This window comes from Streptomyces sp. NPDC001770 (genome assembly GCF_053596135.1).
In genome coordinates this window covers 30,714-50,104 of the sequence record NZ_JBSFFN010000003.1, presented here as the reverse complement: position 1 = coordinate 50,104, position 19,391 = coordinate 30,714, and the positions used below count along the sequence as shown (strand labels likewise).

9 protein-coding genes are annotated in these 19,391 nt (G+C 74.3%); 5 read left to right on the top strand and 4 right to left on the bottom strand.

Annotated elements, in window-relative coordinates; genetic code table 11:
* Positions 1-5: 5 nt before the first annotated feature.
* From ACWCSV_RS04055 to ACWCSV_RS04045, 3 genes are all read left to right on the top strand, one after another.
* Positions 6-1,406, top strand: coding sequence for an FAD-binding oxidoreductase (locus ACWCSV_RS04055; RefSeq protein ID WP_451138273.1), 1,401 nt, complete (start codon positions 6-8; stop codon positions 1,404-1,406).
* Positions 1,407-1,549: 143 nt separating this feature from the next.
* Positions 1,550-2,239, top strand: a complete 690-nt coding sequence (locus ACWCSV_RS04050; protein WP_451138272.1) for a HEAT repeat domain-containing protein — start codon at positions 1,550-1,552, stop codon at positions 2,237-2,239.
* Positions 2,226-3,224: a HEAT repeat domain-containing protein gene (locus ACWCSV_RS04045; RefSeq protein ID WP_451138271.1), complete on the top strand. Its 999-nt coding sequence runs from the start codon at positions 2,226-2,228 to the stop codon at positions 3,222-3,224. Before ACWCSV_RS04050 ends, ACWCSV_RS04045 begins: the two co-directional genes overlap by 14 nt.
* Positions 3,225-4,065: 841 nt before the next feature.
* Here the strand turns inward: ACWCSV_RS04045 and ACWCSV_RS04040 are convergent.
* Positions 4,066-4,887: a maleylpyruvate isomerase family mycothiol-dependent enzyme gene (locus ACWCSV_RS04040; RefSeq protein WP_451138270.1), complete on the bottom strand. Its 822-nt coding sequence runs from the start codon at positions 4,885-4,887 to the stop codon at positions 4,066-4,068.
* Between the two features lie 548 nt (positions 4,888-5,435).
* On the opposite strand from ACWCSV_RS04040, the gene ACWCSV_RS04035 reads away from it, so the two are divergent.
* Complete coding sequence (locus ACWCSV_RS04035; RefSeq protein ID WP_451138269.1) at positions 5,436-6,281, top strand: SDR family NAD(P)-dependent oxidoreductase; 846 nt, start codon at positions 5,436-5,438, stop codon at positions 6,279-6,281.
* A gap of 9 nt (positions 6,282-6,290) precedes the next feature.
* Here the strand turns inward: ACWCSV_RS04035 and ACWCSV_RS04030 are convergent, their stop codons facing one another.
* The 3 genes from ACWCSV_RS04030 to ccrA all read right to left on the bottom strand — a co-directional run bounded on the left by ACWCSV_RS04030 (position 6,291) and on the right by ccrA (position 10,722).
* A complete protein-coding gene (locus tag ACWCSV_RS04030; protein WP_451138268.1) occupies positions 6,291-7,328 on the bottom strand; it encodes a beta-ketoacyl-ACP synthase III in 1,038 nt (345 codons plus the stop codon).
* On the bottom strand, positions 7,328-9,214 hold the full coding sequence (locus ACWCSV_RS04025; RefSeq protein ID WP_451138267.1) for a fatty acyl-AMP ligase: 1,887 nt from the start codon (positions 9,212-9,214) through the stop codon (positions 7,328-7,330). The genes ACWCSV_RS04030 and ACWCSV_RS04025 overlap by 1 nt, the downstream gene beginning before the upstream one ends.
* Before the next feature lie 152 nt (positions 9,215-9,366).
* Entirely contained in the window at positions 9,367-10,722 is a 1,356-nt protein-coding gene (gene ccrA / locus ACWCSV_RS04020; RefSeq protein WP_451138266.1) for a crotonyl-CoA carboxylase/reductase, read from the bottom strand.
* A 414-nt stretch (positions 10,723-11,136) separates the two neighbouring features.
* Between ccrA and ACWCSV_RS04015 the strand changes: the two genes are divergently transcribed.
* Positions 11,137-19,368, top strand: a complete 8,232-nt coding sequence (locus ACWCSV_RS04015) for a type I polyketide synthase (protein ID WP_451138265.1) — start codon at positions 11,137-11,139, stop codon at positions 19,366-19,368.
* Positions 19,369-19,391: the final 23 nt, after the last annotated feature.

The window sequence follows — 19,391 nt, the reverse complement described above, 5'->3', positions numbered from 1 at the left end:
GGACCGTGAACACGGCCGCCCAGTCCGTCGAACAGGCTTCGGCGGGAGCCCGGTTACTCGGCCTGCTCGCCCGGGACCTGCCCCCCGACCGGCTCACCACCGACCCGCTCCGCACCGCCCCGTACGCCACGGACCGCTCGGGCGCCCCCGCCGGCGGCGAACCGCTCGCCGTCGTGCACGCCCTGCGCACCGACGACGTGGCCACCGTGCTGCGCCACGCGGACGTCCTGCGGGTCCCGGTCGTGCCGCGCGGAGCGGGTACCGGGCTCTCCGGAGGAGCGACGGCCGGCGAGGGCAGCCTGGTACTCGACCTGTCCCGGATGAACCGGATCGTCGAACTCTCCCCGGACGACCAACTCGCCGTCGTGGAACCGGGCGTCGTCACCGCCGACCTCGACCGGGCCGCCGCCGCCCACGGACTGCGCTACGCCCCCGACCCGGCGAGCGCCGCCCTCTCCACGATCGGCGGGAACATCGCCACCAACGCCGGCGGACTGCGCTGCGCCAAGTACGGGGTCACCCGGGACAGCGTGCTGGGCCTGGAAGCCGTACTCGCGGACGGAACCGTCGTACGGACCGGCAGGCGCACCGTGAAAGGGGTCGCCGGATACGACCTGACGGCTCTGCTGACCGGATCCGAGGGCACGCTCGCCGTCATCACCGGAGCCACCGTCCGGCTGCGTCCGGTACCCGTCGCCACCGCCACCCTGGCGGCCTGGTTCGACACCTTCGCCGACGCCGCCGACGCGGCGACCGCGATCACGGCGGCCGGAATCGAGCCCGCGATGGCCGAACTGCTGGACGGCCCGGTGCTCGGCGCGATCGACGCGGCCCAGGGCACCTCGCTGCGAGTACGGGGCGCCGCCCTGCTCGTCGTCCAGTGCGACGGAGCCGGGGCGCGGGCCGAGGCCGAGCGCGTCGTGGCCGTCCTGGAGAAGCGCGCCGCCTCGCTCACCGTCGCCGCCGACGACGCCGGGGCCGATGCCCTCCTCGCCGCCCGCCGGCTCGCCCTGCCCTCCCTCGAACGCCTCGGACGTCCACTGATCGAGGACATCGCCGTCCCCCGTTCCCGTCTCGCCGAGGCGGTACGGGGCATCGCGGAGATCTCCGACCGGCGCGGGGTGCCCGTCTTCACCCTCGCCCACGCGGCGGACGGCAACCTGCACCCCATCGTCGTGGTCGACGCGGCCCTGTCCGAACTCCCCGAGGCGGCGTGGGAAGCGGCGGGCGACATCTTCGCCCTCGCCCTGCGGCTCGGCGGCACACTCACCGGCGAACACGGGGTAGGCATCCTCAAACGCCAGTGGATCGCCGAGGAGCTGGGCGCCGAGAACCACGCACTTCAACGGCGCGTCAAGGCCGCCTTCGACCCGCACGGAATCCTGAATCCCGGAAAGGCCGTGTGAGCGCAAGGGGCACGGCGGAGGTGGCGCGAGGGACCGGGGACGTCCCCCGCCGAGCGTCCGGGCGGCTCGGGACCGGGCGTCCGAAGCGGCTTGACCTTGACACGGTGACAAGGTCTTCACTGCTGTCCGAGGAGGTGGTCCCGATGACCACGACACCACCGGCCACGGATGCGGCACGAGCACTCCGGGCGCTGGAGGACAGCAGTCCGACCGTACGACTGCGCGCCGCCCTTGCGGTCGGCACGACGCCCGACCCGCGCTTCGTCGGCAAGCTCGTCGAGCGCTGCGCGGTCGAACCCGAGTTCTTCGTCCGCGACATGCTGACCTGGGCCCTCGTCCGCCACCCGGTGGACCTGACACTCCCCGGGCTGCTCCGGGAAGTCCGCTCCGAGCGGGCGCAGGCACGCAGCCAGGCGCTGCACACGCTGTCCAAGACCGGGGACCGGCGGGCGTGGCCGGCGATCACACCGGCCCTGCTGTCGGACGCCGACGACGAGGTGGCGCGAAGCGCCTGGCGGGCGGCGGTCGTGCTCGTACCGGAAGGCGAACAGCCGTCCCTGGCGGCGGTGCTGGTGACGCAGCTCGGACGCGGTGAGCGACGGACACAGCTGAGCCTCAGCCAGGCGCTGGTCGCCCTCGGCGAGGCGATCGAGCCCGCTCTGCTCACCGCGACGACGGCCCCCGACCCACGCGTATGCGCCCACGCGCTCGCCACCGAAGCCCTGTTGCGCGACCCGGACGCCGGATTCGAGACCGCGATCGAGGAGGCCAAGCGCGTCGTGGCCCTCACCGGAGCCCCCGGGGCGGACGATGAGAACCGTGCTGATCGGTGAGGTGTCGACAAGGTCCGGCGTCAGTTCCCGCATGCTCCGGCATTACGAATCGCTCGGTCTGGTACGGCCTTCGGGCCGTACGGGCTCCGGCTACCGGGAGTACTCCGCTCGGGACATCCGGCGGATCTTCCACATCGAGAGCCTGAGGTCGCTGGGGCTGTCGCTGCGGGAGATCGGGCGCGCGCTCGACGATCCCGGGTTCACGCCCTCCGCGCTCGTGGACGACCTCGTCCGCCGGACGGGCGAGCGCATCGCCGCCGAGACCGAACTGCTCACCCGGCTGCGGCGGATCGACGCCGCGGACCCCGCCGACTGGGAGGGCGTCCTCCACATCGTCGCGCTCCTCCAGGCGCTGGGGTCGCAGAGCGCCGACGCCCGCCAGCGCGCCGCACTCTCCTCGGCCGACCGGGCGCCGGTGCCGGTGGAGGCGCTGGTCGAGGCGGTACTCGGCGAGACGGACCCGAACGTCGCCGGCGCCCTGCGCTGGGCGCTGGCCAAGTCGGGCGCGGGTGGCACGGCACTCCTGGCGAAGGGCCTCGGCTCACCGGCGGCGACGGTGCGGAAGCGTGCCGTGCAGTCCCTCGCCGAGATGCCCGGCGACGAGGCGACCGCCCACCTGCGGGAGGCCCTCGCACACCCCGACGAGGTGGTGCGCCGGTACGCGGCTCCGGCGCTCGGCACGCGCGGAGAGGCCGAAGCCATCCCGACGCTCCTCGACATGATCGTGGGGGGCGGCAACGACATCGACGCGGCCGACGCGTTGAGCGAACTGGCGAGCGACACCGCGACCGCCGACCGGATCGCGACCGGACTCGTCGACCGCCTCGCCCATGACACCACCGGCGCACCCGCACGCGGACGGCTGACCCAAGCGCTGGCAGGCATCCCGGGGCCGACGGCGTCACGCGCTCTCGTGGAGCTCTCGCACGACGAGGACCATGCCGTCCGGCTGACCGCCGTCCACCTCCTCCGGCTGCGGGGCTGACCGCGCCGCCGTCACCGGGTCACGGAGCGGGACGACCGCACCGTCGAAGGGGGGTGAGGGCCTCGGCGCCGCCGGGGGCAGGCTCGCCCGGCACGTCGGCAGCCGGTCCCGGAAGGCCGCTGCCAGCCTCCGCATGCCGACGGCCGGAGGGGGAGGATCGAACGGCGAGGCACATCGGGACGCATGCCGGGAGGAGCCGGGCCGCGACATGAGCACGTGGACTCCCGACCAGTTGCGGGCATTCGTCCAGGCCGCCCACGGCCGGCACAGCACGCGTCGCCGCGCAGGAACAGGCCTACAACTCCGGCCACCCCCAGGAAGCGCGTCGCCGATGGGCGAAGCTGTCGCTTCTGGCGAACCGGCGCTTGCTCGACGATGCCGAGGTGTCCTCGGTGCGTGTGGCTCAACAGGACTTCATGCTCCGGATGTGCGTGATCGACCGGCTGGGACCCGACGACACCGACCCCGACTGGAGTCCGAAGGCGCTGGCGTCCGGCACGCTCCACGCACTGACCCTCACGCCCGCTCGGGCCGCCGGCCTCGCCGACGGCCGGCGTGAGCTTCCCGTCGGGCAGATCCGTGAACTGCGACGGCACAAGAACCTGACGGCCCGTCTGGACCATCTGACCGGCTACCTGGAGCCTGGTCCGGTCCGTGAGTCGATCGCCGCATGGCCTCGGTCCGAAAGCGCCTTCCCTGACAGCAACTTGCCTGCTGTGAAACCAAGTCGGTCGAGTCGGCGCCGCGCAACCCGTGCAACGGCCGCCCGTCGCGTCCGGCGCCTCGATCCCCCTTCGCGGGGTGCCTCATCCGGGCCGGGGGCCGATCCGCCCCGCCCGGTTCACGGCGCGGTGAACAGGGCCGGGAAACGGGGCCCGAGCCACGGCTTGCGCCCCCGGGCGAACACCTGGCCCAGGGCCATGGCCCGCCACGGATCGCGCCGCCCCAGCGCGATGAGCAGGAAGGCGACGGGGTCGATGAGGAGGGTGCAGTCGGTCCGTTCCGGTGGCCCCGCCGTGACGGTCACCGCGCCGTCGGCCAGGACGACCCCGAACGCAGGCCCACCGCCGCGCAGCCGTACGGAGTACCGGGCCGAGAAGCGGGCGGTGGCGGCCGGGTCGGCGACCCGTGGCATGACGGCGAGCATGAACGGCATGCACAGGCCCACGCGGGCTCCGTCGAGCATGTGCGGGCGGCGCAGTGCGCGCGCGAGGTCGTAGCCGTGGCCCAGCATGTGCGTCAGCAGATACGACCCGAGCACCGCCCGGTTCATGGGGCCCAGCGGTGTGACCAGCGTCGGGTCTTCGTCTTCGTCTTCGTCGGCCGAGGCGTTCCTGGCCGCGGTCCGGCCCACGGCGGCCAGGAACGCCTCGGCCTGCTCCGTGATCATCGCTGCCAGCGGTTCCGCGCCGCGTTCCCCGAAGGCGGCGAGGGCCCGCGCGTTGGCCGGGGCCAGGCTCTGCGGCGTACCGTCTCCGTACGGGCGTTCGCGACCGGCCGCCAGGTCCGCCATCAGCTCGTTGGCCAGCGCCAGATGGGCCGCCGCTTCGCCGACCGTCCACTCGGAACCGGGTACGGCGGCCGTGGTGCCGGGCGCGCCGCGCAGCAGGGCGGCGATGTCACCGGCGGTCTCCCGTATCGCCTGCCGGAGCGCCTCCGGCAAGGGCCCGGTCCTGTCCTGCCGCACCGTCGGTCGCACGCCGCCCGCTTTCGTCACGCCCGCCGCGTCCGTCGCGTGGGGTGCGCGGTACCCAACCAGACCCGGGGACGCGGGACAAGTCCTTCCACGTGTCCGCCTGCTCCGGAAAACGGATCGGGGCGCCCGGGCGGTAGCCCGTACGCTTCCGTGACCGGCGGGCACCGCTCCTTAGGCTCTTTCGAGGAACGCCCGGAGGGAGTGGAGATCCGGTGGGGCCGCCCGCTGGCAGGCGGGCGGGGGCGGGACTGCGAGGGAGTACGGCTTCACGGCCAGGACTTCAGCGCAGAGGCCCGCCACGAAGAGCACGATCCACGGCCGGAGTTTAGGGGGCCGGAAGATAGGGGTTGGCCCCTGTCGGGCGGCGGTGACACGGTGGACCGCATCCCCAGGAGCCGCCCGCCCCGCACACCCGGACCCGACGTTCCGGCGCGGGGCGGAGCCGTCCCGCACCCGCAGAGCGACCGCGCGCCCACGAACCGGCGCGTGCGAACGCGCACTTCGCAGGAGGTCCCATGACCGACCGCCGTACCGTCCTCATCACCGGCACGTCCTCCGGCATCGGCCTGGCCACCGCGGTCGCCGCGGCCACCGCCGGCTGGAACGTCGTCGCGACCCTCCGCGACACCGGCAGGGCCGACGCCCTGCGCGCCGCCGTGGAGGCGGCCGGCGTCGCCGAGCGGGTCCGTGTCGCGCGCCTCGACGTGACGGACCCGGCGTCCGTCGCGGAAGCCGTCGCCGGGGCGGTCGCCGCGTACGGGCGGCTCGACGCCGTGATCAACAACGCCGGGGTGGGGCAGCTCGGCACCGTCGAGCAGCTCGGCGTCGCGCCGTTCCGCTCCGTCATGGAGACGAACTTCTTCGGTGTCGTCGAGGTGACGCTCGCCGCCCTGCCGCATCTGCGCGAGAGCGGCGGCAAGGTCATCGCCGTCAGCAGCCTCGGGGGAGTGATCGGCCAGCCCTTCAACGAGGCCTACTGCGCCGCGAAGTTCGCCGTCGAAGGCTTTCTGGAGTCGCTCGCGCCGGTCGCCGCGAGCACCGGCGTGCAGGTGAACGTCGTCGAACCCGGCCCGGTGGCCAGCGAATTCGTCGCCTCCCTGGGGCCGTCCGTGCCCGGCCTCATCGAGGCCGCAGGCCCGTACGAGGCCGCCTTCAAGGCGTACTTCGGTGCCACGGAGGGCCTCTTCGACCAGGCGCAGAGCTCGGCCGAAGCGGCGGCCTCCGTGGTGGACGTACTCACCGCGGAGCGGCCCGCGTTCCGGGTGCAGACCTCCGGCCTCGCCAGGGACCTCGCCGGAATCAAACTGGCCGATGTCGACGGCTCCGCCGTCCAGGCGTTCACCACCCCCTGGCTCTCCTGACCTCCTCCCTCACGGAAGCGCCACCACCTGGGCCGCGTGCGCCAGTCCGGCGCCGAAGCCCACCAGCAGCGCCAGCCCGCCCCGGGGCACCGCGCCCCGGGCGAGCAACGCCTCCATGGCGAGCGGAATGGACGCCGCGGAGGTGTTGCCCGCGTGCACGATGTCCCGGGCGACCACCACATGGGGCGGCAGCCGCAGCGCGGCGGCCGCCCCGTCGATGATCCGCAGGTTCGCCTGGTGCGGTACGAACGCGGCCAGGTCGCCCGCGGTGAGACCGGCCGCGTCGAGCGCGGCCCGCGCCGTTCTCGGTACGGTCGCGACCGCCCACCGGAAGACGGCGGGACCGTCCATCCGCAGCGTCGGCGGTACGGCAGCCGCCGGCGTACCGACCGCCGGCCACGGCGAGGTGTGGGCGATGGCCTCCTGGCGGCCGCCTTCGGAACCCCAGACCACCGGCCCGATCCCGGGCTCGGCGGCCGGGCCGACGACGACCGCGCCGGCGCCGTCCCCGAAGAGGAAGGCCGTGCCGCGGTCCGTCGGGTCGACGATGTCGGACATCCGCTCCGAACCCACCACCACGACGTACCTGCTGCTGCCGGACCTGATCAGCGAGTCGGCCGCCGCGAGCGCGTGGCAGAACCCCGCACACGCCGCCCCCACGTCCATGGCGCCCGCCGACGCCGCGCCCATCAGATGGGCGACCCGGGGAGCGGCAGGCGGCGACTGCTCGCGGTGGGACATCGAGGCCAGCAGGACCGTGTCGACGCTCGACGGCGCGACGCCCGCCTGGGCCAGAGCCTTCACCGAGGCGGCCGCCGCCATGCCGACGACCGTCTCGTCCGGAGCGGCGAACCGCCGGGCGGCGATGCCCGACCTGCGCCTGATCCACTCGTCGCTCGAATCGATCGGCCCCGCGATCTCGGCGTTGCCCACCACCCGGGCGGGCCGGTGGGCGCCGACCCCGAGGACCCTGGAGCCCGGGACGGCGGCCGCCGCCCGCAGCCTTCCGCCGGCGGCGGCCGCCGCCCGCAGCTCTCCGGTGCTCATCATGCCTCCGGGACGGACGACGGGACCGTACGCGTCCCGAACTCGCCGTCCAGATAACGACGTCGGGTCTCGCGGCGCTGTACCTTCCCGCTCGACGTCTTCGGCAGCGACCCGCGGCGGACCAGCAGGATCTCGTCCGCCTCCAGCCGCTGCCGGTCGAGCACGGCGGCCCGGACCCGGGTGCGCAGTCCTTCCGCGCCCCCGTCGCGCTGGGCCCGCCCGTCCGCCTCGACCACCAGCACCAGCCGCTCCGCCGCACCGTCGTCCACGGAGAACGCCGCCGCGCAGTTCGGCTGGAGCGCCGGATCGGCGCTCTCCGCAGACACCTCGATGTCCTGCGGATAGTAGTTGCGGCCCTTGCGGATGATCACGTCCTTCAGCCGGCCGGTCACGAACAGCTCACCGTCGTGGACGAAACCGAGGTCGCCGGTCCGCAGCCAGGTGCCCAGCTCCTCCTCGCCCACCAGCCGCGCCCCGAAGGTACGCAGACTCTCCTCGGGCCGCCCGTGGTAACCGTCGGCCACACAGGGACCGTTGACCCATATCTCGCCGACCGACCCGTCCGGCAGAGCGCTCAGCCTCTCCGGGTCCGCGATCCGGACCGAGGTGGCGCCGACCGTGGTGCCGCTGCCCACCGCGTACACCGTGCGCGCGGAGGAGGGCGGCGCGTCCGCGCCGGACGCCCCGGGCGCCGCCTCCTCGGTGGCCGGCTGGGCGCGGCCCTCGCGCAGCGCCTGGGCCGACAGGACGAGGAGCGTGGGTTCCCGGTCCTCCCGGCTGCCGGTGGCCTTCAGGGTGTTCTCCGCCAGGCCGTAGCCGGGGCACATCGCGCTCGGCCGGAAACCGGCCGGGGCGAACGCCTCGGTGAAGGCGCGCACCGTGTCCCACCGCACGGGCTCGGCCCCGTTGGCGGCCACCCGGAGCGAGGACAGGTCCAGCCCTTCGGACAGGCCGTTCTCGGCCGCGTCCCGTACACAGAGTTCGTACGCGAAGCTGGGCGCGGCGGTGTGGCTTCCCCGGAACCGGGAGATCGCCTCCAGCCAGCGCGAGGGCCGCCGGATGAACGCCTCGGGGGCCATCAGATAGGCCGGAATCCCCGCCCACAGCGGAAGGACGACCCCGAACAGCATCCCCATGTCGTGGAAGAGCGGCAGCCAGTTGACGACAGCGCTGTCCGGGCGGCAGGGCCACAGCTGGTCCGTCTCGGCGACGTTGCTGCGGAAGTTCGCGTGGGTGACGCGGACGCCCTTCGGGTCGCCGGTGGAGCCTGACGTGTACTGGAGCAGAGCGGTTTCGTCCGGACCGGCCTGCGGCCCGGACCACTCCACGGCCTCCGGTCCGTCCGCCGGTCCGTCCTCCGGTGCGGCGGACGGACCGGCCGCATCGACGGCGTCGGAGGCGATGAACGTGAGCCCCGCCAACTCCGGTGCCCCGTCGTAGCGTTGCTCCAGATCGCTCTTGACCGCAGCCGTGGTGAGCACGGTGGTCGTGCCCGCGTCGTCGGCGATGCGCCGCAGCCGCTCCAGGCCGCGCTGCCGGGTCGGGACCTGGACGGGGGCGCCCGCCACACCGGCATACATGCAGGCGAGGAGCGTGGAGACGAACTCCAGGCCGGACGGGTAGAGCAGGACGACGGCACTGCCGCGCAGTCCGGCCGCGACGAGCGTCGCCGCCCGGGAGCGTGCGGCCGCGTCGAGTTGACGGTAGGTCAAGGTCTGATCGGGGATCTCGCCGTTACGGAGGAAGACGTACGCGAGGTCGTCGGGCCGGGTCCGGGCGCGCAGGCGCAGCACCTCGGGGAGACTCGGCAACTCGTCCGTCGTGGCGTGCGGGGCGGCAGAACGCCGGGAGGGGGCGAGGGTGGAGGGGGAGGCGGTGGCGGTCATGGGGTGTCAGGCCTCTCGTCGCTGCGGCGTCGCGCGCCGGTGCGTTCGGCTCGGGGCAGCACTCATGGCGGTGCCGGGTGGTGCGGTGCGGGCTCGGCGCTGAGCACGCATGACGGTGGCGGCCGGTGCGGTACGTACTGCGGGAGGTGCGCTCACCGGGCGAGTGCGGGCTGCTGGAGAAGGCCGGAACGCAGGGGGCCGAGCCGCTCCTCGCCGATCCGGGCGCGCAGTCGGGGGTCGGTGACACCGAGGCCCGCCTCGGGGGCGAGCGCGAGGACGCCGACCTTGCCGGTGTGGCTGTTCGTCTGCACCAGGCGGGCCGCCTCGCCGACCTCCGCCAGCGGATACACCTCGGAGAGGACCGGTGAGACGCTGCCCAGCTTGAGCAGCCGCATCATCTCCGCCGCTTCGTGGAGGTTCATCCCGTGACTGCCCACGATGCGCTTGAGGTTCATCCAGAAGTAGCGGTTGTCGAAGCTGTGGTCGTAACCGGTGCTCGAACCACAGGTGACGACCGTGCCGCCGCGCCGCGCGACGATGACCGAGATGCCGAACGTGGCCCGGCCGACGTGGTCGAACACGACGTGCGGGTCCTCGCCGAGCTCCGCCCGGATGGCCCGGCCGAGCCGCTTGGCCAGCTCCACCGTCCCGGCTCCGGCCGCCGGCTCGCCGCCGATGCCGATCTCCTCGCGGTTGATCACCACGTCGCAGCCGAGCTTCTGCAGCTGCTTGGCCTTGGCCTCGGAGTTGACGACTCCGACGGGTATGCCGCCGCCGTTCTTGACCAGCTGGACGGCGAACGCGCCGAGACCGCCGGTCGCGCCCCAGATCAGCACGATGTCGCCCTGCTTGATGCGGGCACCCCGGTCGCTGACCAGCATGCGGTACGCGGTCCCGCCGCAGAGCGGCACGCAGGCGGCCTCCTCCCAGGTCAGATGGGCCGGCTTGGGCAGCAACTGGCTGGCCCGCACGACGGTGTAGTGCGCGAGGCCGCCGAAGTTGGTCTCGTAACCCCAGGCCTTCTGGTCGGCGCCGAGCATGCCGTCGGAGTGCGTGACCGGGTCCTGCTCGTCCACCACCGCCGCGTTGACGGCCACGTGGTCGCCCACCTTCCAGCGCCGGACCCCGGCCCCGGTGCGCACGATCACGCCGGCCGCGTCCGAGCCGACGACCTGGAAGGGCTGGTCGTGGCGTGCGTTGTAACCGCCGCTGCGGGCGTACCGCTTGAGCGCGTTGAACGTGGAGACGGGTGAGAAGGTCGCCGACCAGACGGTGTTGTAGTTGATGGAGCTGGCCATGACCGCCACCAGCACCTCGTCGGGTGCGAGTTCGGGCATCGGTACCCGGGCCACCCTCAGCGAACGGCGCACGTCCTTGTCGGCCACACCGTCGAAGATGCCGACGTCCTCCTGCCGGATGTGGGCGGCCGTGAATTCCGTGGGAACGGGGGCGCGCTCCAACTCCTCCGGTGAGGCTCCACGGAGAACGGCCTCGGTCAGAGAATCCATTTCTGATTCCTCTCGGATCGATGATGCGGGCAGCTGTCGGATTGTTTCCCGTCGACGTTACGGCGCGCCTTTTCCGGAACGGTACCCCTATTCCCCGTGCCCCTAGGGGGTGACTTCCGGATGGGGTCCGATCGGGGGAGTGGTCGTGAAACCCCAGGTCAGGGAGGAGTGATGGGGTTCATAGGGGGAGGCTAGGGGTAGGCGCGGCGCGCCCCGGGGGCAAGGATGTGTGAGGTGGTGCCGGGGCTTCGGCCGGGCTCCGAATGCGGATTCGGCCGGACGTTGAATCGGTCTTTCCGGGAACGGGTGGACTCGAAAAGTTCCGGCCCCGGAAGAAATGAAGCACGTTCGGGGGAGCTCGGCTTCTGATTCCCGTCCACCCGGTGCTGAATTCCCGGACCGTGAAAGCGACCCATGCCGCCGGAAACGCTCCGCGCGACGTACGAGAAGGGCTCGGCGATGACGATGACCAGTCAAGGTGCCAACCGCGCGGCCGGCTCCGGCCACGGTGGGGGCCGGGCCGTCGCCGTGATCGGACTGGCGTGCCGGCTGCCCGGAGCCTCCGACCCCGATGCCTTCTGGGATCTGCTGAGCAGGGGAGCCGACGCGATCCGCCCGTTGCCCGAGGACCGCCGCCCGGCCCCCGGCGCGCGGCGGCGGACCGGAGGGCCGGGCGGCGGCACGGACCGCGGCCACCAGGAGCCGCGTGACGAAGACCTGCCCGGCGGCTTCCTGGACCGGGTCGACCACTTCGACCACGCGTTCTTCGGGGTCTCCCCGCGCGAGGCCGCCGAGATGGACCCGCAGCAGCGGCTGGTCCTCGAACTCGCCTGGGAGGCGCTGGAAGAGGCCGGAATCGTCCCCGGCACCCTCGCCGGAACCCCGGTCGGCGTCTACCTCGGAGCGATGGCGTACGACTACGCGCTGCTGCGCCACCGCGAGGACGCCGAGCCCGTCACCCGGCACACCCTGACCGGACTCAACCGGGGGCTGCTCGCCAACCGGGTCTCCTACCACCTCGGCCTGCGCGGCCCCAGCCTGACCGTCGACTCCGCACAGTCGTCCGCCCTCGTCTCCCTCCACCTGGCCCACCGCGCGGTCCGGGACGGCGACTGCGAGCTCGCGCTGGCCGGCGGGGTCAATCTCAACCTGGCACCCGACAGCACCTCCGCCGCCGCCCGCTTCGGCGGACTCTCCCCGGACGGGCGCTCGTTCACCTTCGACGCCCGCGCCAACGGGTACGTACGGGGCGAGGGTGGCGGGCTGGTCCTCCTCAAACCGCTGGACGCGGCCCTCGCGGACGGCGACCGCGTCCACGGCGTGATCCTCGCCAGCGCGGTCAACAACGACGGCGCGACCGAGGGCCTCACCGTGCCGAGCGCCGACGCCCAGCGCGACGTGCTGCACCTGGCGGCCAGGGAGGCGGGCATCGACCCGCACGAGATCCAGTACGTCGAACTGCACGGCACCGGAACCCCGGTGGGGGACCCGGTGGAGGCCGCCGCGCTCGGCGCCGCCTACGGTGTGGGCCGCGACGCCGACGAGCCGCTCGTGGTGGGCTCGGCGAAGACCAACATCGGCCACCTGGAGGGCGCCGCCGGGATCGCCGGTTTCCTCAAGACCGTGCTGAGCCTGAAGAACCGGCGCATCCCGGCGACCCTCAACCACGAGACACCGAACCCGCGCATCCCGCTGGACACCCTCGGCCTGCGGGTCCAGCGTGCCCTGGGCCCCTGGCCCCGGCCGGACCGGCGACTGATCGCCGGGGTGAGCGCGTTCGGCATGGGCGGGACCAACTGCCACGTCCTGCTGGCCGAACCGCCCCGGACCGTCCGCCGGCCGGTACGCCCCGGACCGGGGAGTGACGCCGCCACCGGCACGGAGAACGTCCTGCCCTGGACCCTCTCCGCCGCCGATCCGGCCGCCCTGCGGGCCCAGGCCGAACGGCTCGCCGCACACGTGCGGGCCGACCCGGACGCGACCCCCGACGGCATCGGGCACGCCCTCGCCACCACTCGCGCCCTGTTCGACCACCGGGCGGTGGCCCTCGGCACCGACCGTACGGATCTGCTGGCCTCGCTGGACGCGGTCGCGGCCGGTCACCACACCCCCGGCGCGGTGACCGGCCGCACCCGCACGGCGGCCGGACCCGTCGCGTTCCTCTTCCCAGGCCAGGGAAGCCAGCGTCCCGGCAGCGGCCTCGAACTCCACCGCACCACGCCCGCCTTCGCGCACGCACTCGACGACGTGTGCGCCTCCTTCGACCCCCACCTCGAACGCCCCCTGCGCGACGTCCTGTTCGCCGCACCCGGCACCCAGGACGCGGCCCTGCTCGACCGCACCGAGTACACCCAGGTGGCGCTCTTCGCCCTCGGAGCCGCCCTCCACGCGGCGCTCGAACGGCACCTGCCGCCACCGGACTTCGTCCTCGGCCACTCCGTCGGGGGCCTCACCGCCGCGTACGCCGCGGGGGTACTGCCGCTCGCCGACGCGGCCACCCTCGTCGCGGCGCGCGGACGCCTCATGGGCGAGGCCCGCGCGGGCGGGGCCATGGTGGCGGTGGAGGCGACGGAGGAGGAGGCGGCCCCCGTACTCGCCGACTACACCGGGCGCCTGGCGCTGGCCGCCGTCAACGGCCCCCGCGCGGTGGTGCTTTCGGGAGACGCCGACGCCGCCGAGGAGGCCGCCGCACGGTTCGCGGCCCTGGGCCGCCGCACCCGCGCGCTCACGGTGAGCCACGCCTTCCACTCCCCGCACATGGACAGCGCGGTGGAAGAGTTCCGGCGGATCGCCGCCGGCCTCACCTTCCGTCCGCCGGCCCGTACCGTCATCTCCGACACCACCGGACAGCCGGCCCGGCCGGACCAACTGGCCTCCCCCGACTACTGGGCCGAGCACATCCGACGCCCGGTCCGGTTCCGCGACGCCGTACGCACGCTGGCGTCCCACGGGGTCTCGGGGTACGTCGAGCTGGGCCCCGGCAACGTCCTCACCGCCCTGACCCGGGGCATTCTGGCTGCGGACGGCGACACCACCGCGACCGTGGTGCCGCTGCTGCGCCCCAGGACACCCGAACGGCTCTCCCTGCTCACCGGACTCGCCGAACTCCACACGACCGGCGCGGACGCCGACTGGGCCGGCTTCTTCGACGGCAGCGGCCGCCCGGAGCGCGCCATCCTGCCCACGTACGCCTTCCAGCGCCGGCCGTTCAGGTTCGCCACCTCGACCCGGCCCGAGGCCGCCGCGCCGGACTCCCGGCGGGACGCGGAGACGGCGCCCGCGCCCGGCCGGGACCTCCCGCCCCGCGAGGAGGCACCGGGCACCGCCGCCCGCCCGGACTTCCTGCGGCTCGTGGTCACCGCCGCCACGGAGGTCCTGGGCGGCACCTCCACGGACGCGCTCGACACGGAACGTACCTTCAAGGCGCTCGGCCTGGACTCCCTGGGCGCCGTGGAGTTCGCCGACCGGCTCTCCCGGGCGAGCGGGCTGCTGCTGACGCCCACCCTGACCTTCGACCACCCCACGCCCCTCGCGCTCGCCCGTCACCTGGACGCGGAATCCGGGCGGGACACGTCGCCGGAGAGCCCGGAAGCCGGCCGGCGGCGCCGGGAGACCTCGCGGGGCGGCGCGCCCACGGACGCGCCCATGGGCCCGCACACCGACGCGTCCACCGGCGCCGACGACGATCCGGTCGCGATCGTCTCCGCCGCCGGCCGCTGGCCCGGCGGCGCCGACACCCCCGAACAGCTCTGGGACCTGCTGATCTCGGGCACCGACGCGACCAGCGGCTTCCCGGTCAACCGGGGCTGGCCCGACGACCTCCACCACCCGGACCCCGACCGGACCGGCGGTTCGTACGTCGGACGGGGAGGATTCCTGCACGACGCCGACCGGTTCGACGCCGACTTCTTCGGCCTGTCGCCCCGCGAGGCCGAAGCGATGGACCCCCAGCAGAGGCTGCTGCTGGAGACGTCCTGGGAGCTGCTGGAACGCGCCGGAGTGGACCCCGCCACCCTGCGCGGCAGCAGCACCGGGGTCTTCGTGGGCGCGACCCAGCAGGAGTACGGCCCCCGGCTGCACGAGACCACCGGCGACGGGGCGGGCTACCGGCTGACGGGCGCGACCGTCAGCGTCGCCTCCGGCCGGATCGCCTACGCCCTCGGCCTGGAGGGGCCCGCGCTCACCGTGGACACGGCCTGTTCCTCGTCCCTGGTGGCGCTCCACCTCGCCGCCCGTGCCCTGCGGTCCGGCGAATGCGACCTCGCGCTGGCGGGCGGCGTCAGTGTGATGGCCGCACCGGGCATGTTCACCGAGTTCAGCAGGCAGCGCGGCCTGGCCCCGGACGGGCTCTGCAAGCCCTTCGCGGCGGCGGCCGACGGCACCGCCTGGTCGGAAGGGGTGGGTCTGGTCCTGCTGGAACGCCTCTCCGACGCCCGCCGGCGCGGGCACCGGGTGCTCGCCCTCGTCCGGGGGAGCGCGGTCAACTCCGACGGCGCCAGCAACGGACTGACCGCCCCGAACGGCCCCTCCCAGCAACGTGTCATCCAACAGGCCCTCGAATCAGCGGGGTTGACCGCATCCGACGTCGATGCGGTGGAGGCCCACGGCACCGGCACCACCCTCGGCGACCCCATCGAGGCTCAGGCACTGATCCACACCTACGGACAGCACCGCCCCGAGGGCCGCCCGCTGCTCCTCGGTTCCCTGAAGTCCAACATCGGCCACACCCAGGCGGCGGCGGGCGTCGCGGCGGTCATCAAGATGACCCAGGCCCTCGGCCACGGTCTGCTGCCCAGGACCCTGCACGTCGACCGCCCCACGCCGCACGTCGACTGGAGCCGGGGAACCGTCGAACTCCTCACCCGTGAAACCCCGTGGCCGGACGTCGACCGCCCGCGCCGCGCCGCCATATCCGCGTTCGGTATCAGCGGCACCAACGCCCACCTCATCCTCGAAGAGGCGCCCCCCGCCCCGCCGGAGCCCGCCCGCACTTCCGCCGCACCCGGCCGCCCCGTCCCCTGGGTCCTCTCCGCCCGCACCCCGCAGGCACTCCGGGACCAGGCCGTCCGACTGGCCGCACTGGGGGACGAGGACTCCGCTGCGGGCGACTCCACGGCGGCCGACCCCGCCGAGGTGGCGTACGCACTGGCCCGGAAGCCGTCCTTCGACCACCGCGCGGTACTGGTGGGCGGGAACCTCGCCGAGCTGCGGGCCGCCGTGCGCGCCCTCGCCCGGGGGGAGTCGGCGGAGGGCACCGTACGGGGCCACGCGGCTGCCCACGGCCGGGTCGCCTTCCTCTTCACCGGTCAGGGCAGCCAGCGGACCGCCATGGGGCGGGAGCTGTACGCGTCCCACCCCGTCTTCGCCGCCTCCTTCGACGCCGGCTGCGCCGCGCTCGACGCCCACTTGGCCGGGTACGCGTCCACTCCCCTGCGCGACGTGGTCTTCGGCGGCCCGGACGCCGACGGGACGCCCGCCGGCACCGGCGGCGAGCTGGACCACACCCTGTACACCCAGCCCGCGCTGTTCGCCCTGGAGGTGGCGCTCTTCCGGCTGCTGGAGTCCTGGGGCGTACGCCCCGACGTGGTGGCCGGGCACTCCGTCGGCGAGCTCGCCGCCGCCCACGTCGCCGGGGTGCTCGGCCTCGAGGACGCCGCCGCGCTCGTCGCCGCCCGCGCCCGCCTGATGCAGGCGCTCCCCGAAGGCGGGGCCATGGTCGCCGTGGAGGCGGACGAAGCCGAGGTGCTGGCCGAGCTCGACGCGCCGGCCGAGCGCGACGGGCAGGTCGAACACGACGGGCAGGACCGGCTCGACGGACGAGAAGGCGCCGTGGGCATCGCGGCCGTCAACGGCCCCGCCTCCACCGTGATATCGGGCGAGGAGGCAGCGGTCCTCGGCATCGCCGAGCGCTTCCGCGCGCGTGGCCGCCGCACCACCCGGCTGCGCACCAGCCACGCCTTCCACTCCCCGCTCATGGACCCGATGACCGGCGAACTCGGCGAGGTGGCGGCAGGCCTCACCCATCTCCCGCCGCGCATCCCCCTGTTGAGCGCACTCGACGGCGAGCACTTCACCCACGAACGGCCGGTCGAGCCCGCATACTGGGCGGCGCACGCCCGGGGCGCGGTGCGTTTCCTCGACGTCGTCCGCCGCCTGGAGCGCGACGGGGTCACCACCTTCCTGGAGCTGGGCCCCGACGCCGTCCTCACGGCACTGACCCAGGAGGCCCTGTCCGGCGACCGTCCCGAGGGCACGCCGCCGCCCGCCCTCGCCTCCCTGCTGCGCCGGGGCCGGCCCGAGCCGGAGTCCCTGCTGACCGGGCTCGGCACCGTCCACGCCCGGGGTGCCTCGGTCGACTGGAGCGCCGTCCTCGGACTCTCCGGGCCGAGCCGGGTGGAGCTTCCCACCTACCCGTTCCAGCGCAGCCGCCACTGGGCGGACGCACCCGCACTCCGCGCCCCGTCCGCCGTACCCGCGGGGGACGACCGGTTCTGGGAGCCCGTGGAGCGCCAGGACCTCGACGCCCTCGCCGACACGCTCGGCCTTCTCGAACCGGGACACCGCGAGGCGCTCGGCGCCGTCCTGCCCCGGCTCGCCCACTGGCGGAGCGAGCGCGGACGGGCCGCCGAGGCCGACGGCCTCCGGTACCGGGTGCGCTGGCAGCCGGTACCGGACCAGCCGGCCACCCCGGCCGGACCGGCCCGCTGGCTCCTCCTCGTACCGGCCGGCCCCACCGGCGGCGACCGCCCGTACGACGCCTGGGCGCCGCTCCTGGAGAAGGCCCTCACCGGCAGCGGCGCCCGGGTCGACCTGGTCCGGGTGGCGGACGCACGGGCGGACCGCGACGCCCTCGCCGCCCTGCTCGCGGAAGCGGCCGGCCGCGCCCCGGCCGAGCCGGTGACCGGGGTGCTGTCCCTGCTCTCGCTCGACCACGCGACGGACCCACGACTGCCCGCCCTTCCGCACGGTTTGGCCGCCACCACCGCGCTCCTCCAGGCCCTGGAGAACGGGGCCGTGGCCGGAGCACCGCTCTGGGCCCTCACCCGGGGCGCGGTGACCACCGGCACGGGCGACCCGACGGCCGACCCCACCGGCGCGCTCGTCTGGGGGCTCGGGGTGATCGCCGCCGTGGAGAGCCCCCGGTGGGGCGGTGTCCTCGATCTGCCCGGGCGCGCGGACGCCCGCGCCGCCCGCCTGGTGCTCACCGCCCTCACCGGTGCCCACCGGGAGGCCGAACTCGCCGTACGGCCCGAGGGGTTGCTTGCCCGCCGCCTCGTCCCCGCACCACTGGAACCGGCCCCGGCGGGCCGCACGGCCGGCTGGACCCCCGGCGGCACGGTCCTCGTCACCGGCGGCACCGGGGCGCTCGCCCGGCACACCGCCGCCTGGCTGGCCCGCAAGGGCGCCGGCCATCTGCTGCTCGTCAGCAGGAGAGGCGGCCACGCGCCCGGTGCGGACGCCCTGCGCGCCGAACTCTCCGGACTGGGCGCCGAGGTGACCTTCGTGGCCTGCGACGTCGCCGACCGCGACGCGCTCGCCGGGGTGCTGGCCGCCGTCCCCGCCGAACATCCGCTGACGGCGGTCGTGCACACCGCCGCCGTCCTCGACGACGCCCTGCTCGACGCCCTCACCCCCGAGCAGGCCGACCGGGTGCTGCGGGTCAAGGCGCTCGGCGCACGCCACCTGGACGAGCTCACCCGCGACCTGCCCCTCTCGGCCTTCGTGCTCTTCTCCTCCGTCACCGGGATCGCGGGCACCCCCGGCCAGGGCAACTACGCCCCGGGCAACGCCTATCTCGACGCCCTCGCCCACGCCCGCCGCGCAGCCGGGCTCCCCGCCACATCGATCTCCTGGGGCCAGTGGGCGGGCGACGGCATCGCCGGGGACGAAGGCGCCCACCGCAACGCGCGCGGCGGGCTGCTCCCCATGGAGCCCCACCTCGCCGTCTCCGTACTGGAACAGGCTCTGGACCGGGGCGAGACCCACCTGGTGGTCTGCCGTGCCGACTGGCAGCTCCTCGCAGCCGGCCGCCCCCACCCGCTGCTGGCGGAGCTGACGACCGGACCGTCCAGCACCGGGACGGATCCGTCGGGCAAGCCTGAACAGGACGGTCTCGCAGCGGAGCTGGCCGGAGCCGCGAACGAACAGGAGCGCCGCAGGCTGCTGCTCCGCTTCGTGACGACCCAGGTCGGCGAGGTCCAGGGCGGCCGACCGGCCAACTCGGTCGAGATCCACCGGGGGTTCAAGGAGCAGGGATTCGACTCCCTCACCACCGTGGAACTGCGTAACCGCCTCAACCAGCGCACCGGGCTGAACCTGCCGACCACCGCGGTGTTCGACCACCCCACCCCGCACGCACTCGCCGGGCTGCTGTACGAACGGCTCGTCCCGGCGGCCCGGACGGAAGGGGACGCGGCCCACGAACTCGCCTCGCACCTGGACCGGCTGGAGTCCCTCCTCGCCACCCTGCCGCCGGGCGGACCCGAACGCGAAGGTGCGGCGATCCGGCTGGCCGCGCTCGCGGCGGGCGACCACGGAAGGCCCCGGCCGGCCGAGGACGACGGCCAGGACGTCGCCGCCGGTCTCTCGTCCGCCACCGACGACGAGCTGATGGATTTCATCGGCAAGGAACTCGGCATCTCGTGACGCGTGCCCGGCGCAGGACTCCT

Excerpts from the sequence above, each read along its gene's own strand:
- ACWCSV_RS04050 (WP_451138272.1), top strand. The coding sequence starts at position 1,550 with ATGACCACGACACCACCGGCCACGGATGCGGCACGAGCACTCCGGGCG.
- ACWCSV_RS04035 (WP_451138269.1), top strand. The coding sequence starts at position 5,436 with ATGACCGACCGCCGTACCGTCCTCATCACCGGCACGTCCTCCGGCATC.
- ACWCSV_RS04030 (WP_451138268.1), bottom strand. The coding sequence starts at position 7,328 with ATGAGCACCGGAGAGCTGCGGGCGGCGGCCGCCGCCGGCGGAAGGCTG.
- ACWCSV_RS04025 (WP_451138267.1), bottom strand. The coding sequence starts at position 9,214 with ATGACCGCCACCGCCTCCCCCTCCACCCTCGCCCCCTCCCGGCGTTCT.
- ccrA (WP_451138266.1), bottom strand. The coding sequence starts at position 10,722 with ATGGATTCTCTGACCGAGGCCGTTCTCCGTGGAGCCTCACCGGAGGAG.
- ACWCSV_RS04015 (WP_451138265.1), top strand. The coding sequence starts at position 11,137 with ATGCCGCCGGAAACGCTCCGCGCGACGTACGAGAAGGGCTCGGCGATG.